This is a genomic window from Streptomyces sp. B5E4, from assembly GCF_039871555.1.
Taxonomy (GTDB): Bacteria; Actinomycetota; Actinomycetes; order Streptomycetales; family Streptomycetaceae; genus Streptomyces.
The window spans coordinates 36984-53620 of record NZ_JBDPMI010000019.1 but is presented as its reverse complement, the minus strand read 5'-3'; the positions used below and the strand labels follow the sequence as shown (position 1 = coordinate 53620).

General features: G+C 73.7%; 18 protein-coding genes. 14 read left to right on the top strand and 4 right to left on the bottom strand.

Annotated features, from left to right (window positions below; all coding sequences use genetic code 11):
- Window positions 1-46: 46 nt before the first annotated feature.
- From ABGA99_RS22990 to ABGA99_RS22965, 6 genes are all read left to right on the top strand, one after another.
- Window positions 47-898: a helix-turn-helix transcriptional regulator gene (locus ABGA99_RS22990; protein WP_347583334.1), complete on the top strand. Its 852-nt coding sequence runs from the start codon at window positions 47-49 to the stop codon at window positions 896-898.
- Between the two features lie 12 nt (window positions 899-910).
- Complete coding sequence (locus ABGA99_RS22985; RefSeq protein ID WP_347580887.1) at window positions 911-1105, top strand: hypothetical protein; 195 nt, start codon at window positions 911-913, stop codon at window positions 1103-1105.
- Window positions 1106-2425: 1320 nt separating this feature from the next.
- Window positions 2426-2803: a nuclear transport factor 2 family protein gene (locus ABGA99_RS22980; RefSeq protein ID WP_347581388.1), complete on the top strand. Its 378-nt coding sequence runs from the start codon at window positions 2426-2428 to the stop codon at window positions 2801-2803.
- A 1789-nt stretch (window positions 2804-4592) separates the two neighbouring features.
- Entirely contained in the window at window positions 4593-5846 is a 1254-nt protein-coding gene (locus tag ABGA99_RS22975) for an MFS transporter (RefSeq protein ID WP_347583333.1), read from the top strand.
- Between the two features lie 68 nt (window positions 5847-5914).
- A complete protein-coding gene (locus tag ABGA99_RS22970) occupies window positions 5915-6472 on the top strand; it encodes a DUF6153 family protein (RefSeq protein ID WP_347583332.1) in 558 nt (185 codons plus the stop codon).
- 131 nt (window positions 6473-6603) lie between these two features.
- A complete protein-coding gene (locus ABGA99_RS22965) occupies window positions 6604-7230 on the top strand; it encodes a DUF305 domain-containing protein (RefSeq protein ID WP_347583331.1) in 627 nt (208 codons plus the stop codon).
- A 36-nt stretch (window positions 7231-7266) separates the two neighbouring features.
- Here ABGA99_RS22965 and ABGA99_RS22960 read toward each other — a convergent pair whose 3' ends face one another.
- The 3 genes from ABGA99_RS22960 to ABGA99_RS22950 all read right to left on the bottom strand — a co-directional run bounded on the left by ABGA99_RS22960 (window position 7267) and on the right by ABGA99_RS22950 (window position 9207).
- The gene (locus ABGA99_RS22960) at window positions 7267-7602 is read right to left on the bottom strand and encodes a hypothetical protein (RefSeq protein WP_347583330.1); all 336 of its coding nucleotides are present in this window, start codon (window positions 7600-7602) and stop codon (window positions 7267-7269) included.
- 23 nt (window positions 7603-7625) lie between these two features.
- Window positions 7626-8669 carry a DUF5685 family protein gene (locus tag ABGA99_RS22955; protein WP_347583329.1) on the bottom strand — a complete coding sequence of 348 codons (1044 nt, stop codon included), beginning with the start codon at window positions 8667-8669 and terminating at the stop codon, window positions 7626-7628.
- Window positions 8670-8814: 145 nt separating this feature from the next.
- Window positions 8815-9207 (bottom strand): nuclear transport factor 2 family protein, encoded by a 393-nt coding sequence (locus ABGA99_RS22950; protein ID WP_347581382.1) that lies wholly within the window; start codon window positions 9205-9207, stop codon window positions 8815-8817.
- Window positions 9208-9294: 87 nt separating this feature from the next.
- On the opposite strand from ABGA99_RS22950, the gene ABGA99_RS22945 reads away from it, so the two are divergent.
- From ABGA99_RS22945 to ABGA99_RS22910, 8 genes are all read left to right on the top strand, one after another.
- Complete coding sequence (locus ABGA99_RS22945) at window positions 9295-10065, top strand: helix-turn-helix transcriptional regulator (RefSeq protein WP_347581381.1); 771 nt, start codon at window positions 9295-9297, stop codon at window positions 10063-10065.
- Between the two features lie 188 nt (window positions 10066-10253).
- Entirely contained in the window at window positions 10254-11531 is a 1278-nt protein-coding gene (locus tag ABGA99_RS22940; protein WP_347581380.1) for a methyl-accepting chemotaxis protein, read from the top strand.
- Window positions 11528-12025: a hypothetical protein gene (locus tag ABGA99_RS22935; protein ID WP_347581379.1), complete on the top strand. Its 498-nt coding sequence runs from the start codon at window positions 11528-11530 to the stop codon at window positions 12023-12025. The genes ABGA99_RS22940 and ABGA99_RS22935 overlap by 4 nt, the downstream gene beginning before the upstream one ends.
- A 32-nt stretch (window positions 12026-12057) precedes the next feature.
- Window positions 12058-12723: a VWA domain-containing protein gene (locus tag ABGA99_RS22930; RefSeq protein WP_347581378.1), complete on the top strand. Its 666-nt coding sequence runs from the start codon at window positions 12058-12060 to the stop codon at window positions 12721-12723.
- A 21-nt stretch (window positions 12724-12744) separates the two neighbouring features.
- Window positions 12745-13833, top strand: a complete 1089-nt coding sequence (locus ABGA99_RS22925; protein WP_347581377.1) for a protein phosphatase 2C domain-containing protein — start codon at window positions 12745-12747, stop codon at window positions 13831-13833.
- Entirely contained in the window at window positions 13830-14786 is a 957-nt protein-coding gene (locus tag ABGA99_RS22920) for a hypothetical protein (protein ID WP_347581376.1), read from the top strand. Before ABGA99_RS22925 ends, ABGA99_RS22920 begins: the two co-directional genes overlap by 4 nt.
- A 44-nt stretch (window positions 14787-14830) precedes the next feature.
- Window positions 14831-15802, top strand: a complete 972-nt coding sequence (locus ABGA99_RS22915) for a HAMP domain-containing sensor histidine kinase (protein ID WP_347583328.1) — start codon at window positions 14831-14833, stop codon at window positions 15800-15802.
- Window positions 15803-16010: 208 nt separating this feature from the next.
- On the top strand, window positions 16011-16214 hold the full coding sequence (locus tag ABGA99_RS22910; protein ID WP_347581374.1) for a cold-shock protein: 204 nt from the start codon (window positions 16011-16013) through the stop codon (window positions 16212-16214).
- Between the two features lie 103 nt (window positions 16215-16317).
- On the opposite strand, the gene ABGA99_RS22905 is transcribed toward ABGA99_RS22910, so the two are convergent.
- Window positions 16318-16539 (bottom strand): hypothetical protein, encoded by a 222-nt coding sequence (locus tag ABGA99_RS22905; RefSeq protein WP_347581373.1) that lies wholly within the window; start codon window positions 16537-16539, stop codon window positions 16318-16320.
- Window positions 16540-16637: the final 98 nt, after the last annotated feature.

The window sequence follows — 16637 nt, the reverse complement described above, 5'->3', positions numbered from 1 at the left end:
TTGCTAGCGTCATGAAAAATTCTGCCCCGCGCATGGAGGAACAGCCATGGCTGCCAGGAACACGCCGACTGAGCGGCAGAAGCGCTTGGGGAGCGAGGTACGGAAGATCCGCACCTCGGCCGGCATGTCTGCCACGTACGCCGCCGGATTGCTGGGGGTCGACAGCGGAAAAATCTCCAACATGGAGTTCGGCCAGCGCACCATCACCCCGGAGCGGCTGCGCACCCTGGCCTGCAACTGCCACTGCACGGACGAGAAGTACGTCGAGGCCCTGGTCGCCATGGCCCAGCCGGGCGAGAAGGGCTGGTGGGAACGGTATCGTGGCAGCCTTCCCCACGGGCTCCTGGACATCGCGGAGTTGGAGGCACACGCCCGCCGGATGCGCATCGGAACGACCGTGCACGTCCCGGGCCTGCTGCAGACCTCGGACCACGCCCTCGCCGTCTTCCGCGAGGTCATGCCGCCCCTGCCCGACGACGAGATCGGCCTCCGGCTCGCCCACCGCGCCAAGCGCCAGCAGGTACTCCTCGGCACCGACCCGCCCGACTACGTCGCGGTGGTACACGAAGCAGCTCTGCGCATGCAGTTCGGCGGTCGGCTGGTCGCTCGCGCGCAGTTGCAGCACCTGCTCGACATGGCCGACCGGGAGAAGGTCACCGTCCGGGTGATCCCGTTCGATCGGGGGTCCTTTCCCGGCGCCGGTCAGAACATCCTCTACGCCGAGGAGGCGGTCCCTCAGCTCGACACCGTGCAGATCGACAACTTGCACGGCCCGGACTTCCTGCACGCGGACGGACAGCTCGCGAAGTACCGAGCACAACTCGACCGGCAGGAGGACGCGGCTCTGCCGCCGGATGAGTCCCGCGACTTCATCCACGAGATCGCACGCCAACTCTGAAACGAGGTAACCATGCCCCACCCCATCGACTGGGAAGACCCGTTCTGCGGCGAAGGAAATGCGTGCTTCCGCATAGGCACGGACGCGGAAGGCAACGCGCACATCGCCGTGGCGGGCAGCGAGGAGCACCGGGTCACCGACTCCGTGGAAGCCCTCCGTACGCTCATCCGCGACATCAAAGCCGGCAAGGCGGACCACCTGCTGTAACGGCGCCGACCCGGCGTCCGAGGGGGCGGCGTCGGGGTTACCGGCGTCGCTCGGGCACCCCCGGGCCACCCATCTCCTGATGATGCGGGCCTGCGCCCGGCGTCAAGGACGCTCCCTCCGCTTCGCTGCGGGAGCGTCGCTACGCGATGGGGCTTCGCCCCACCCTTGACACCGGACTCCGGCCCGAAAGACCGGCGGCTATGAGTGGCCCGGGGGGAGCGGCACCCCGTCGAAGGCCCTACGGATCGGTCCCCGGAGGACGGGGGCCGAGGCCACCGCGGCGAGACCACCCTGCTCGCGGACGAGCCGCGCACCGGCTCGGACCTGAGCCGGGGCGGCGGCAGGACCGAGGGCGGGGGCGGCAGGACCGGGGGCGTCGTCTTCGCCCGGACCCCATTCCCCCTCACACCCGGGACCATTCGCCCAGGGACCCATTTCCCCTCACGCCCACCCAAGGGTATGCGGCTGGTCTGACAGTGCGGTTGCGGCGGGGTTCTGAGCTGGTACGTCGTAGGGGTGGGGCCGGATACGGGGGGTACGGGGGTACGGGGCGGGCCGGGGAAGCCGGGGCCGGAGCCCTGGGGGACGGCAGTGCCTGCCGTGTCGGGGGGGCGAGTCGGGGTGGGCGGTGTCGGAGGGGAGCAGCCCGTACGGGGGTTTTGGAGCATCGGGTCCCACCTCGAACGGCAGCCGGCTCCCCGGAGGGCCCGGCTCGGGCCCCGGCGGCGATGACGCACAACACTCCGCGCCCGCCAGTGCCCAGAACCCGTGCACCCGGGGAAGCAAGGCCCAACACCTGCCGCACGACGTGCATCCGCCCGGTGATTTGCCCGCCGGGGCGTGCCCTCACCGCTGGGGCGGAGAATTCGGGTTGTCACTCGCGGTAACAGCCCTGGATGCGGGCCGAATCGCCCCCCGGGTGCCGACTTTCGCGCACCCAGCCGCACCCACGGGGCCACAGCCCACCCTCCAGCACCCGGCCCGCACGGAACGCACGCGGCCGAGACGAACTCGCGGTAACCCACCCCGAAAACCGCCCCAAATCGCCCACCGGCCCCGACTTTCGCCCACGCAGCCACGCCAACCACCGCCCAGGCCACCCCGATTGAACGCAATCGGGAGGAACTCGCAGTAACTCCTGCGGCAAACCGGTGCAAACCGCCCCCGCGGGCCGACTTTCGCCCATCAACACGCATGCGGCCGATTCCGAGGCCGGCCGCCGCCGTTCAGGGTGCCTAGTGCTGTGACCGGGATGGTTCACCGTGATCGGGAGGCGGCTCGCGGGACGAGCGCAGACGAAACGGCTGGTATTACTGGGGCATGCAGGAAGAGATTGCACGCTCCGCGATCGACACGTTCATCGCCGCGTTCAACGCCTCGGAAGACAGCTTCGTGACTGCCCTGCTCTCCCAGGCTCTCACCTCAGACGTGGTCTTCTGGGGGCCGTTGGGCCGCAGCGAAGGAATCGCGGCGGTCGAACGGTTCGTCCTGGACATCCGGCGCCACCCGGCGGGGACCGGCACGATGGTGCGCAGCTCGGCGGTGGACATGCCTGACGAGTGGGCCCGGTACCAGTGGGTCTTTACCATGCGGGACGGAGGTCCCCGCCTGGCGGGAACGGACGTCGTCCATCTGCGGCGGAGCCTCATCGACCAGGTCATCGTCTTTGCGGGGGAGATCGAACCGTCCGCCTCCTGAGTCATCCTCCGGGGGCTGCGGTTCGCGGTTGGTCAGGCTGGGGTGTTGAGGGGGCGTCCGCCTCGTACACGGACCGGCTCGGCCACCGGGTCTCCAGCGATCAGATCGGACATCGCCGCACATCCAACCGCCACGACCGCCAACCCGGTGAACCTATGCGGGCACAGCACTAGGCGGAGGAATTGGGCCGTAACTCGCGGTAACGCCGCCACCGAACTGGGGCAAATCACCCTCGCGGGCTGACTTTTGCCCGTCGGTGTGCACGCGGCCGTTCCGAGGCCCGGTGGCCGCCGTCCGCGGCTTCGGAGCGGAGGAATTGGGTCGTCACTCGTAGTAACACCCTCGGATACGGGCCGATCGGGCCCCGGAGCCCGAGTTTCGCCCCACGGCGCGCACCCACCGCCCGGTCGACTCCGAGCGGCGCCTACCCCGGCGCTGCAACTGGCCACCCGGCGCGGCTCCTCCGCGACACGGCAAGCCCAGCCTCCGGCTTCCGCCCACGCAGGCCGGGGGCATCGGCGATGAGGGAAGCCCGGATCCGTGGGTTCGCCCCCGTCTACAGGGGATGTCGGCGACCGGAGAAGCCCAGGTCCGTGGTTCGCCTCCGCCCGCCAGTACACATCCGCAGCAGAGCACAATCGTCTCCGGCCTCCGCCTCCGCCGGCCGGGGGCGTCCCCGCGACGGGGGCGCAGCCGTCTCCGGCTACCGCCCCGTCCGGCGGGGCAACGGCGACCGGGCCCGGCCCGCCTCCACCCCCGCCGTCCGCCGGGGCAACGGCGATCGGGGAAGGCCCGACGCCCGGTCGCCCGCCTCCCCGTCCGCAGGGCTCGGCATCCGTAGGCCCAGTCGGAGGGCGCCCGCTCCCTCCGGGCCACCCTTAGCTGCCGGTCCTTTACGGGCCGGAGTCCGGTGTCAAGGGTGGGGCGAAGCCCCATCGCGGAGCGACGTTCCCGGAGCGAAGCGGAGGGAGCGCCCTTGACACCGGACGCAGGCCCGCACGCTCGAAAGCGGGGTGGCCCGGGGGGAGCCTTAACGACGCCCTTTTCCCTTCGCCGCTGGCCCCGTAGACCGGCTCCCTCAACGGAGCGCCGCCCGCCCGGCACCGCCCCCCGGGTGCCGGTCTCCGCGCCCGGAGCGCCGCCCGCCCGGCACCGCCCCCCGGGTGCCGGTCTCCGCGCCCGGAGCGCCGCCCGCCCGGCGCCGCTCCCCCCGAACCGGGCCGCGCCACGCTCCCGTACCGCCCCAGCGCCGCCCCTTCCGTGGCCGCGCCGCAAACGCAGCCACCGCGGTCAGCACAGCACGGCGTTGTCAGAGGAGCGGCCTACCCTTGGGTGGGTGTGCGGGTGAAGCAGGGCTGCGGCAAGCAGGCCGGACGGACCTCCGCGGCCCCGCTGTCTTCGCCGTGCTCGCCGTGCTCGCCGTGCTCGCCGTGCTCGCCGTGCTCGCCGTGCTCGGCCCACTCTCAACCGGCGACCCGACCCGACCGGCCCCCTCCACGCGCCGCAGCACGGCGGAGAGACCGGTGATCCTCCGCCGCCTCGCCTCGCCGCCTCGCCGCGTCGCCGCGTCGCCGCCTTGCCGCCTCACCGCCTCGCCGCGTCCGCCGCCTCGCCGTCCCGGCGACCCGGCGACCCGCGCGCCGCGCTGCTCCCGCCTCGGAGCGGTTCCGGCCGGTAGTCGCGTAGCCGGCCGAAGTCGCCGACCCGCATATTCCGTTGACCCCGGGCCCGCCCCGGCGCAAGAGTGGTGCACCGGTCGGGGTCGGCGGCGTGCCTGGGGCGGTGTGCGGTGGCTGGTTCGGAGATGGCCCGTGGGCTGCGAGCCGAGGATTCCGCTTCCCCTGCGCCGCTGTGGTCGACGGACTTCCGGCTCTTCTTCACCGCCCGCACCACCTCCCTCCTCGGCGACGCCATGCTCCCGGTCGCCATCACCGCCGCCGTGCTCGGCGCGGGTTACGGCGCGAGCGGCGTGGGTTACGCCCTGGCCGCTCTCGTCGCGCCGTTCGCGGCGCTGATCATCTTCGGCGGCGTGCTCTCCGACCGCTTCGGCGCCCGGCGGCTGATGGTCGTCTCGGACGCGGCGCGGCTGGTCTTCCAGATTGCGCTCGCGCTGCTCTTCCTGATGGGTACGCCCCGGCTGTGGCAGATCCTTGTGCTGCTGGCCTTCGTCGGCGCGGGCAGCGCGCTCTTCCAGCCCGGCGTCGCCAGCATCACGCCGCGCGTCGCCCGGGACGTACAGAAGGCCAACGCCACCCTGCGCATCGCCGAGTCCGTCACCCTCGTCCTCGGCCCGTCGCTCGCCGGGCTGCTGCTGGCCGTCTCCTCGCCCGCCGTCGTCGTCGCCCTCGACGCCGTGACGTACGCGGTCAGCGGCGCCTGCCTCTTCGCGCTCCGCGCGGTCCCCATGGGTCCCGGGACCGCACGCGACGGCGCGCCGTCGTTCCGGGCCGACCTGGTCGAGGGCTGGCGGGAGTTCACCGCCCGCACCTGGCTGTGGAGCGTCATCGTCGTCTTCATGCTCTGGCAGCTCGCCGGCGCGGGCCCCACCACGACCCTCGGCAACAGCACGCTCGTCACCGACTACGGCGCCTCGACGTTCGGCCTGGTCATGTCCTCCCTCGGGGCGGGCAGCGTGGTGGGCGGGCTCGTCGCGATCCGGCTGCGCCCGCGGCACCCGCTGCGCGCCGGCGCGCTGTCGATGACGGTGTGGGCGCTGATGCCGCTGGGCGTCGGTCTCGGGCTCTCCGCACCGCTCGTCGCCCTCTGCTACGGGGTGAGCGGTATCGGCGCCGCCTTCTGGATTGTCATGTTCCATACCAGTGTGCAGACGCACGTCCCGCAGGACGTCCTCGGCCGGGTGCACGCGTACGACGCCGCCGGCTCGCTGGTGATGAAGCCCGTCGGCCAGGCGGCGGCCGGACCGCTGGCGGGGGTGGTGGGCACGGTGCCGCTGCTGTTCGTGTCCGCGACGATGGCGGTACTCACCTGCCTCCTGCTCCTGGCCATCCCGGCGGTACGGGGCCTGCGGCGCGTCGAACGCTAGCCGGGCGGGGCCGACCGCGGTACGAGGGGCGGTGGGGGGTTGTCGGTGGCGGTGCGTACGCTGGCGGCATGACCGGCAGCATCCGCACCGGACCGCGCAGCCGCCCCGCCGGGCGGTCGTTCGTGCTGCTGGTGCTCGCGGTGCTGGCGGGCGTGCTGGGCATGCACGCGCTGGGGCCCGGCGGCGCGCCGGCCGCGGAGCGGCCGACGGCCATGGCCCCGGGCCACGGGGCGCCGGCGGCGCAGGCGCCCGTGACGGCGCAGATGCCGATGCCGGTCTCCGGGACGCAGGAGGCTTCGGCGGGGCACGTCCCCGCGGGGCAGGCCCCCGCGGTGTTCGTACCCGCCGCGCAGACCCCCGCGGCCCACGCCCCCGGAAAACGGACTCCCGTCGCCACGCCCGCCGGTGACGCCTGCTCCCACACCGACGGGGGCTCCGGGCATCTCGCCCACGCCGACCGTACGTGTGCCGCCGCCGGCACGGCCTCCGCGTACGCGCCCCCCGCCCTCGCCGACGCCCTGCCCGGCGCTCCCGCTGCCGCCCCCGTGCCGATGGCCGGGCCCGCGGCGGGGGTGCCCGACCGGGCGCCGCCGGATCTGGCCGAGCTCCAACTCCTGCGGATATAGCAGCGGCCCGCACGGCATCCCCCGTACGACCCTCGTACGCCCTGTTCAGGGCCGGTGCCGTGCTGCCGCATGCCCGACATCCGTACGTTTCCGCGCGCCCCGACCGGCGTGCGCGAAGGAGTTGCACAGTCATGATCCGCACACGTTCCCTGTACCGCCGCGGCGCCGCGGTGGCGACCGCCGGCGCGGTCGCCCTCCTCCTCGCCGCCTGCGGCGGCACCGACGGCGAGTCGGGAGACCACGGCAAGCACGGCGGCGCTTCCGCGTCCGGCCCGGCCGCCTCCCAGGAGGACCGCAACGCCGCCGACGTCACCTTCGCCCAGGGGATGATCCCCCACCACCGGCAGGCCGTGGAGATGGCCGACCTCGCGCCCGACCGGGCCGCGTCCGACGAGGTGAAGAAGCTCGCCGCGGACATCAAGAAGGCCCAGGACCCGGAGATCGAGACCCTCTCCGGCTGGCTCACCTCCTGGGGCGAGGACGTCCCCGCGGAAGGCGAGATGGACCACTCCCTGCACGGCTCCGCCGGCGGCATGATGTCCGCCGAGGACATGAAGAGCCTGGAGAAGGCGAAGGGCGCCGCGTTCGACACCGCCTTCATGGAGATGATGATCGAGCACCACGAGGGTGCCGTCGCCATGGCCGAGACCGAGCTGGCGGACGGTTCGTACGCGCCGGCGAAGAAGATGGCCGGGCAGATCATCAGCTCCCAGGAGGCCGAGATCGACGCGATGAAGTCGATGCTCGACAAGGGCTGACCGCAGTGCGCGCGTAGGGCGGGCGCAGTGCCCGCCCTACGCGTACTGCAGCGCCCGCCGCCGGCCCGACACGATGGCCACCAGCGCGACGCTCAGCGTGAGGACGTACGCCGCGAACGCCCCGGCCGCCGGGGACCACGAGGAGATCGTCAGCAGCGTCACCGTGGCTCCGGTGCCGACGAGGACGGAGAAGAGGAGGTTCTCGGAGGCGGGGTCGCGCCACGCCTTCACGACGGTCGGCAGCGCCGCCGCCGCGTCGGCCGCCACGGCGAACACCACGGCCGGCGCCGCCTCGCCGAGCCCCAGCCACACCCCGAGCGCGGCGCAGGCGACGACCGCGCAGGCGAGGTCGAAGGCCCCGAGCCGCGCCACCCGAGCCCCCTCCGCCCGCGCGTCTAGCAGTTGCAGTCGCAGCAACTGCAACAGTCGCAGCAGTTGCCGCAACCGCCGTCGCAACCACCGCAGCCGCCGCAGTCGCAGCCGCCCTTCTCCTTGTGCTCCTCCCCCTTCTCGCCCTCCGTGCCCTGCCCCAGCGGTGCGAAGTCCGGTGGCGGGGGGCCGAACTGGTCGCCCGCGTGGGCGAAGGTGCGGCGCACCGCGCGCTCCAGTTCGCCGACCAGCAGGGCGCGGACCAGCCGGTCGTCGGTGAACTCCGCGTCCGCCAGGGCGAGTGCGACGCCGCGCGTCGCGTCGTCGCACAACTGCCGTACCCGGGCGGGCTCCGTGGCCGTCGCCGTGATCGGGTTCCACGCGCCCGTACGGCGGTCGTCCTCCGCGTCCTGCACCGCGTCCAGCAGGTGCGCGACCCGGCCGAAAAGCCGGCCGGCCTCGGCCAGCGCCGCCGCGTTCCCGGGCCGGCCCGCCAGCGTCGCGGTGTGGGCGAACGCCGCCGCCGTCGCCAGCTCCGTCGGCTCGGTCACCACCAGCACCGACGTGCCGGGCCCCGCCAGCGCCTCCACCTCCCGCTGCCGCTCCACCGCCTCGACGAGCACCCCGGTGTCGAACCCCAGCCCGGCGCCGCCGCGTTCCCCGGCCGCCTCCCAGCCGCCGGCCACCCGCCGCGCCGGGGCGGCCAGCACCGGGCGTGCCAGCGCGCCGTCGCCGTCGGCGACGTGGTCGCGGATCTTCGCCGAGGCCAGCAGCAGCGAGACCACCGCCGCCAGCCGCGCCCCGTCCCCGTGCGCCACCTCCGCCCGCCGCATCCGGCGCAGTGGGCACGGCCCTGCGGTGCGCCAGCCGCCGCCGGCCTTGCCCTCGGCCGGGGCGGCCTGCGCGTCGTACAGGACCGATATCAGCAGCCCGTCGTGGTTGGTGGCCGCCCGCGCGACCTGCCCGCCCTGGCCGCGCAGCGCCAGGCACAGCCCGCACAGGTGCCCCAGCCACTCCTTGGCGAGCCCTTTCGGCAGCCGGCAGCGGCACGGCCGAATGATGCCGAACATGCGTCTCCCCTCCCGCAGTTCATGTGTCCGGTGGAAGACGAGGCTACGCGCGGCACGGTTCACCGGCGGTGGCGCGCGGTAACGCGGCGCAGAGCGCCCCCGGCCCGCTCCAGCGTGCCCGGGGCACGTGGTCCGTACGGGACGGTCAGCGCTCTGCGGGCGCCTCCCACCACGTCAGATGCGCGGTGGCCTCGGCCACCGGTTCGATGATCTCCCAGGCTTCGGCGATCAGCCCGTCCTCGATCCGCCAGACGTCGACCACCGCGATCTCCGGCCCGCCGTCGGGGAGCCACCGCCGGGAGTGCATGACGACGTGGTCGCCGTCGGCCAGCAGGTGGTGGATCTCGACCCGCATGCCGGCGAGCGGGGTGAGCGCCGCGTGCACGGCGGCGAGCCACGCCGCCTTGTCCGAGGTGGTCGCGTCGGGCCGGTGGTGGACGAAGCCGTCGCTCAGCAGCGGCGCGAGGCGGTCGGTGCCGCCCGTCTCGATCAGCTCGGCGAGTGCCCGTCGTACGAGGGTCTTGTTGTCTGCGGTCATGCGACGCAGTTTTTCCGCGGTCGCGGCGGCTGTCGATGACATGGCATTTCATGGCGTACGACGCCACGGTGCGTACTCTCGGGAACCGTGCACACCATCGGTGACCTCCTGCGGCAGTGGCGGCACCGCCGGCGGCTCAGCCAGCTCGACCTCGCGCTCGCCGCCGACGTCTCGGCCCGCCACGTCAGCCTGATCGAGACGGGCAAGACCAACCCGAGCGCCGCCATGGTGCTCCGCCTCGCCGATCAGCTCGCCGTGCCGCTGCGCGAGCGCAACCGGCTGCTCCTCGCCGCCGGCTTCGCCCCCCGGTACCCGGAGCGGCCGCTCGACGACGAGGCGCTGGCGGCGGCCGGGGCCGCGGTCGCCCGGGTGCTGCGCGCCCACGAGCCGTACCCCGCGGTGGCCTTCGACCGCCGGTGGAACATCCTGCGGACCAACCGCGCGGTCGAGCCGTTCTTCGCCGGCGTCGACCCCGCCCTGCTCCGGCCGCCGGTCAACCTCGTCCGGCTGGGCCTGGACCCGCGCGGCTTCGCCCCGCTGGTGGTCAACCTCGACGACGTACGCACGGTGTTCCGCACCCGGATCCGCCGCCAGCTCGCCCTCGCCCCCGACCCCGGGCTCGACGCGCTCTACGAGGAGCTGCTGGCGCCCGGTGCCGCGGACCCGCCGGGCCCGACGGTCGCGTCCGACGTGGTGATCCCGATGATTCTCCGCGTGGACGGGCGGGAGCTGCGGCTGTTCTCCACGATCACCACGTTCGGTACGCCGATGGACATCACGCTGGCCGAGGTCGCGATCGAGTCCTACTACCCGGCGGACGCCGAGACCGCCGCCCACTTCGAGGCCCCCCGCACCTGACGGCGCCCGCCCGCATGTCGCAGCCCTGTACCGGATCCCGCGGAGCGACCGGCCGGGCACGGGCCGCTGCGCTAGCATCGCCGCAGGTGCCGCGGGTGACTTCGCGGCTGGTGGGGGGAGTTCCGGGGCCGTCCGTGACGAGTGCGCGGCGGAGCACGCTTCCCCGTGGTCTGCTGGGGGGTAGATGCATGCCGTTAGGGGCTCTGGGGGATCGTCACGGTGTCGCCGCACACCTCACGGACCTCGCCGAGGAACCCGGGCTCGCCTCCCGGCGTGACGAACTCACCACCCTCGCCCACGCGTTGCGCGGCATCGGCACCAGCGACCTGGAGCCGTGGACGGAGCTGGACCTCATCGCGGCCTACGGCCGCCCCGAGTCGGTGCACGAGGCGCTGCGCCCGCCGCCGCAGCCGCGCTACCTCGCCTGGGTGGAAGCGACCCTGGGCGCCCTGGTGTTCGTGCCGCTGCTGCTCACGTGGTTCGGTCTGACCAGGGCGTCCAGCGCGTACGACGCACTGACGCAGGCCGAGCCCAAGCAGGCGGAACGCCCCTTCCTGCAGCTCTGGCAGACCGGTTTCGAGGGACACCTCACCGGGTGGTTCACCTTCGGGCACGTGGTCGCCTCGGCCACGGCGGTCATCGCCTGCCTGCTGCTCCTCGCGCTGCTGCACGGCTGGGGCCGGGCCGCCGCCGACCGCGCGGAGGAGAAGGCGCGCCAGGACGGAGACCGCCTCCTCGCCCGGCTGCTGCCCGTGCTCACCCGGGCCCAGCTCCTGCTCAACGAGGAGCGGTTGGGCTCCCCGGCGCGCTTCGCCGCGGAGCTGGGCAAGTCCGCCGCCAACCTCAACCGGCTGACCAGCAAGGCCGTCTCGACGCAGGAGCGGCTGACGAAGGCGTCCGAGCAGGTCGGCGCGGCCGTACGCGGCGCGGAGCGCCGGCTGGCGGGCGTCGACGCCGCGGTGGCGCCGCTGGAGCAGGCGGCCGAGGGGGTCGCGAAGGCGGTGCTCGACAGCGGGGCGCGGATGAACGGCGCGCTCGGCGACGTACGTGCGGTCAACGGCGAGATCCGCGACCGGCTCGACCGGGCCGGCGAGCGGGTCGAGGACGCGGTCACCGTGCTGGCCGCGTCCCAGCGGTCGTTCACGACCAGCACCGAGGTGGCGGCCGACGTCACCGCGCAGACCCTGACGCGGCTCGGGGAGGTGGCGGAGCAGTCGGCGCTGGCGGTCACCGCGGCGCAGGACACGGCCCGCCGGATCGCCGAGCAGACCGACGCGCTGCACGCGATGGCTTCGAGCGTCGCGGAGCTGGCCACTTCGCTACGGGCCACGGCGGTACGGGCCACGCCCGAGCCCGTGGCCGACCTCGTGCCCGCGGTGCCGGGGCTGCGGCGACCCGGTCTGCCCGCCGACGAGCCCGCCGACCGGCCCGGGGCGGCCGGCCCGGCGGACGGGGGAGCGCCGTGAGGTCCGGGCGGCGCTCTGGCCGGCTGCACCCGTTGCACCTCGCCGGCTGGCTCTTCGCCGACGTCCTGCTGGTGCTCGCCCTCATCGCCATGGGCGACCAGGGCGATCCGGCGGCGGCCCGGCAGAGTGAGCCCGGCGCCTCCGCGTCGCCCGGCGCGGAATCGCCGAAGCCGTCGCCGCGCCCGTCGGGGCCGCGGGCGGTGGAGCGCAAGCCGGTGAAGGTCGCGGTCGAGGCCGACTCCTCGGACCGTACGCGCATCATCGAACAGCTTCGCAAGGCCACCGCGAAACACGAGGGCAGCCAGGCCGCCATCGTGCTCACCTTCGGCCACCACCAGGACGCCGGCGCCGGCGTCGCCTACGCCCGCCGTATCAACTCCCTGCTCGACGAGGCCCGTCCGCGGATGTTCCGCGGCGCGACCACCCGCGACTTCGTGCTGCTCAGGGGCGCCGGCGGGCGCGCCGACCTGGAGATCTACTTCTACACCTACTGACGCCGTCCCCACGCTGAACCGGAGGAACGCCCGTGCAGATCCTGCCCTTCTACCTGGTGTGCGACGAGTCGGGCTCGATGAGCGGCGCGCCCATCGAGGCCATCAACAACGCGCTGCCCGACCTGCACCAGGAGATCAGCACCAACCCCACGGTGGCCGACAAGACCCGCTTCGCCCTCATCGGCTTCTCCGACGACGCCAAGGTGCTCCAGCCGCTGGTGGACCTCAGCGAGCTGAGCGACCTGCCCGCGCTCGCCGCCGGGGGAGTCACGTCGTACGGGCAGGCGTTCCGGGTCCTCAAGGCGTGCATCGAGACGGACGTGACCGATCTGAAGGCCGAAGGCCACGAGGTCTACCGGCCGGTGGCGTTCTTCCTCTCCGACGGGGTGCCCACCGACGACGGGTGGGAGGAGACGCTGCGGGAGCTGACCGAGTCGCGCTACTGCCCCAAGATCATCGCGTTCGGCATCGGCGAGGCGGACACGGCCACGATCAGCCAGGTCGCGAACTTCCGCGCGTTCATGCAGCAGGACTCCGCCATCTCGCCGGCCGCCGCGCTGCGCGAGTTCGCCGCGAGCCTGACCCGTTCCATCGTGCGTTCGGCGAGCAGCATCTCCGCGGACGGCCGCGGCGACTTCACGCTCGCCGTGGACGACACGGTGCCCGGATTCCAGACGGTCGCGCTGGACAAGCTCTGACGCGGGGGACGGACTGTCACCATGGACCGTCAGACACCGCCGGACGGCGGTACGCCGCTCACGCAGGGCACGGGCAGCCACGGAGGCAGCGACGGACTGCTCGAAGGGCTCCCGCCCGAGATCCGGCGCGCCATCATCCAGCCCCGTGACCCCGCGCCCCCGCCCGAGGCCGCCCGGGGCGTGCCCGCGTACGTCGGGCGGCCGCCGAGTTACCCGCCGCGGCCCCTGGGCCTGCCCTCCGTACACGACGGGGACCCGCTGGCCGCCGTGCTGCCCGACAGCGTCGTCGACGGCGCCGAACTCGGGCCGCTGACCGTCAGGGCCGCATCCGTACGGGGCGACTCCCACCGGTGGCGCGGGGAGTGCCGGCAGGACGCGCTCGGCGTGACCCGGCTCGGCCCGGCGGCCGCCGGGGGCGGCGCGGGACCGCAGGACTTCGCCGGCAGCGACGGCCTGCTGCTGCTCGCGGTCGCCGACGGGGTCGGCTCCGCGCCGCTGTCGCACCGCGGGGCGCACGCCGTCGTCGCCTGCGCCGCCCGGCAACTCGACGGGGCCGCGGCCGAGTGGGCCGCCGCGCTGCGCACCGGGGACGGCGCCCGGTTCCAGGCCCTGGCCGACGAGGCGGTCGCCGCCGCCGCGGCGGAGCTGCGGGCGTCGATCGACGCGCCGGCGACGGCGTACGCCACCACGTTCCGCGCCCTTGTCGTCCCGCTCGACCCCGCGGTCCGGGTACGCGGCTTCCTCGGGGTCGGCGACGGCGGCCTGTTCCGGCTGCGCGACCGCGGCTGGTGGAACCTGGACCACCCCGCGACCGCCGCCGCGGGCAGCGGCGTCATCGACACCCGTACCGCGGCGCTCCCGGACGCGTACCAGCAGGTCAGCGCCCGCCTCCTGGAGCCGTCCGAGCCCGGGGACGTGCTGGTGCTGTGTACGGACGGGTTCTCCGGACCGCTCGCCGGGGAGAAGGAGTTCCGCGAGCACGTGGCGGAACAGTGGGGGCACACCGCCGGCGTACCGCAGCCCTCGGACTTCCTCTGGCACGCGCAGACCCGGCTGAAGTCGTACGACGACGACCGCACGATCATCTGTCTCTGGGAGGGCATCGGGTGACCGCCGACGACGGTACGGACGTGCCGCTGGCCTCCCTGGCCTCCGGCGGCAAGATCGGCGACGGCGGCCAGGGCGAGGTGCACGCGCTACGGGATGTCCCCGGCCTGCTGTACAAGAGCTACCGGGCGCCGCACGAGGTCGACGGCGAGGCGCTGGCCGCCCTCGTCGGCGTCCACCGTGCGCTGCCGCCCGAGGAGCGCGCGCAGCTGGACGCCCGCGCCGCGTGGCCGCTGTGCCGGGTGGTGGACGGTGGGCGCGCGGTCGGCTTCCTGATGCACCGGGCCCCCGCGACGATGACGTGGCAGACCCGGGGCGGCACCGTGAAGCTCACCGAGTTGCAGTTCCTGCTGCGCGAGCCGAAGCCGTCCTGGCAGAGCATCGTCCAGCCCGCGCCCGGCCAGCGCCGGGAACTCGCGCTGGCACTGGTCGAATCGGTCGAGCGGCTGCACGCGTGGGGGCTGGTGCTGGGCGACGTCTCGCAGGCCAACATCCTGTGGACCGTACGCCCCGAGCCCGCCGTCTACCTGCTGGACTGCGACGGTTTCCGGGTCGCCGGCCGCTCCCCCGTCCTGGCCCAGGCCGACACCCCCGACTGGGGCGACCCGCTGGCCCCGGCCGGCTCGGCCACGGTGGACAGCGACCGCTACAAGGCCGCCCTCGCCACCGGCCGCATCCTCGCCCGGGACGCGTACACCGCGCCGGGGCGGCGACTCGACCCGGTCCCCGGCGAGCTGGACGAGCGCCAGGAAGCGGCCGTACGCGACCGCTTCACCCAGGCCGCCGGCGCGTACGGTACCCGCCCCACCCTCGCCGAATGGCGCACGGCCCTCGTCGGCCGCGACGTCATCCGGCTCACCGCCGCCACCCCGGCCCCCCGCCCGCCGGTGAACCGCGCGATGCTCGACAGCACCCGGGACCGCGGCACGATCCCGCTGCGGCCACCGCGGGACTGAGCGGCGGCCGGCCGATCCCCGGCGCCCACCCCACGGACGCCTCCGTGCCGAGGAATCCCGGCGACTTCGCCGGGATCCGGAAGATGGAGGAGACCGTCCGGGCCGTCCAGGACACCGCCCTGCGGCAGATGGCCGTCTGGTCCGGCGTCGGCGTCCTGGTCCTGGCGCTGCTGGCCGGGGTCCTCGGCTGGTGGCTGGCGGGCCGGGCGCTGCGCCCCGTCGCGTCCATGACGGCGGCCGCGCGCCGCATCAGTGAGCAGAACCTGCACCAGCGGCTGGCCCTGACCGGTCCCGACGACGAACTCCACCGCCTCGCCGACACCTTCGACGCCATGCTCGACGGCCTGGAGCGCGCCTTCGAGACCCGGCGGCGCTTCGTCGCCAACGCCTCCCACGAACTCAAGACCCCTCTCGCCACCCAGCGCGCCAGCCTCCAGGTCGCCCTCGCCGACCCGCTGCCCGACCACCTCGCGGAGGTACGCGCCGACCTGCTCGCCACCAACCGCGAGGCGGAGCACCTGGTCGACGCCCTCCTGCTGCTCGCCCGCGGCGACCGCGGCCTGGACGAGACCGAGCAGGTGGACCTGGCCGCCACCACGCGCCTGGTCACCGCGGAACTCGCCGCCGCGGCGGCGGAGCGGCGAGTCGGCCTCACCGCCGAGGCGGAAGACGCCACGCCCGTGCGAGGAGACCGCATCCTGCTGCGGCACCTCATGACCAACGTCGTCCGCAACGCGGTCCAGTACAACCACCCGGGCGGCCGGGTCCGCGTACGCATCGAGGGCCGCACGGTGACGGTGGTCAACACCGGCCCACCGGTCCCCGCCGACAAGATCCCGGCCCTCTTCGAACCCTTCCGCCGCCTCACCCCCGACCGCACGGCCCCCACCCCGGGCAACGGCCTGGGCCTCCCCGTCGCCGCCTCCATAGCCGAGGCGCACGCGGCAGCCCTGACCGCCACCCCGGGCCCGCAAGGCGGCCTGACCGTCACCCTCCGCTTCCCGCCGGCGCCCTGATCCGGACGGCCGCGGCCTTCGGATGTCCTGTGTTAGGCTGAAGAAGTTGCAGTTGTGGTTCCCATTTACTTTGTGTGCGCCTGCTGGCTTTGACCTCGGGCGCATTTGTGTTTTTCGGTGCTTGCTCCGGATCGGGAATTCATCGCGGCGACGCGGGATCATGCACACGTATGGTCCGGGTATGCCCCCCAAGAAGGAGATACAAGCCATGGCAAACGGAACCGTGAAGTGGTTCAACAGCGAAAAGGGCTTCGGCTTCATCGCCCAGGACGGCGGCGGCGCCGACGTCTTCGCCCACCACTCCAACATCAACGCTCAGGGCTTCCGCGAGCTGGTCGAGGGCCAGCAGGTGGAGTTCGACGTCGTTCAGGGCCAGAAGGGCCTGCAGGCGGAGAACATCCGCATCGTCTGATCCGGCGTGTCGCGGCGAAAGCCGCAAAGGAAGGGGCCGTGCCGCGGGGGCACGGCCCCTTCCTTTGCATTGCGCGGTCCTCGGACCGCTTACCTGCGCGCGTTCAGAGTTTTTCCATGTGATCGTACGGAGCGGTGACCCGGACTTGGCGCGAGCCGAAGTCGACGAGCATCGCGACGCCTTCCTCGGCGGCGACGATCGTGCCCAGGCCGTACCGGTCGTGGGTGACCCGGTCGCCGGGCGCGAAGCTCTTGACAGTGGGGACGGCAGGCGCGTCGAAGGGGCTGGTGGGCAGATGGCGCCGGGGCGCGGATGCTTTCTTCATGGGAAACCCAGTATGGGCCGCCGAGGCCGCCCGCGTGCCCTTCGTACGTGATCCGTCTGCATCCGCACCGCGCGCACGTCCCTCCGGAATACATGACC

Bases quoted from the DNA above. Each gene is read 5' to 3' on its own strand.
- ABGA99_RS22990 (WP_347583334.1), top strand. From the start codon at position 47: ATGGCTGCCAGGAACACGCCGACTGAGCGGCAGAAGCGCTTGGGGAGC.
- ABGA99_RS22985 (WP_347580887.1), top strand. From the start codon at position 911: ATGCCCCACCCCATCGACTGGGAAGACCCGTTCTGCGGCGAAGGAAAT.
- ABGA99_RS22980 (WP_347581388.1), top strand. From the start codon at position 2,426: ATGCAGGAAGAGATTGCACGCTCCGCGATCGACACGTTCATCGCCGCG.
- ABGA99_RS22970 (WP_347583332.1), top strand. From the start codon at position 5,915: ATGACCGGCAGCATCCGCACCGGACCGCGCAGCCGCCCCGCCGGGCGG.
- ABGA99_RS22965 (WP_347583331.1), top strand. From the start codon at position 6,604: ATGATCCGCACACGTTCCCTGTACCGCCGCGGCGCCGCGGTGGCGACC.
- ABGA99_RS22955 (WP_347583329.1), bottom strand. From the start codon at position 8,669: ATGTTCGGCATCATTCGGCCGTGCCGCTGCCGGCTGCCGAAAGGGCTC.
- ABGA99_RS22950 (WP_347581382.1), bottom strand. From the start codon at position 9,207: ATGACCGCAGACAACAAGACCCTCGTACGACGGGCACTCGCCGAGCTG.
- ABGA99_RS22940 (WP_347581380.1), top strand. From the start codon at position 10,254: ATGCCGTTAGGGGCTCTGGGGGATCGTCACGGTGTCGCCGCACACCTC.
- ABGA99_RS22925 (WP_347581377.1), top strand. From the start codon at position 12,745: ATGGACCGTCAGACACCGCCGGACGGCGGTACGCCGCTCACGCAGGGC.
- ABGA99_RS22910 (WP_347581374.1), top strand. From the start codon at position 16,011: ATGGCAAACGGAACCGTGAAGTGGTTCAACAGCGAAAAGGGCTTCGGC.
- ABGA99_RS22905 (WP_347581373.1), bottom strand. From the start codon at position 16,539: ATGAAGAAAGCATCCGCGCCCCGGCGCCATCTGCCCACCAGCCCCTTC.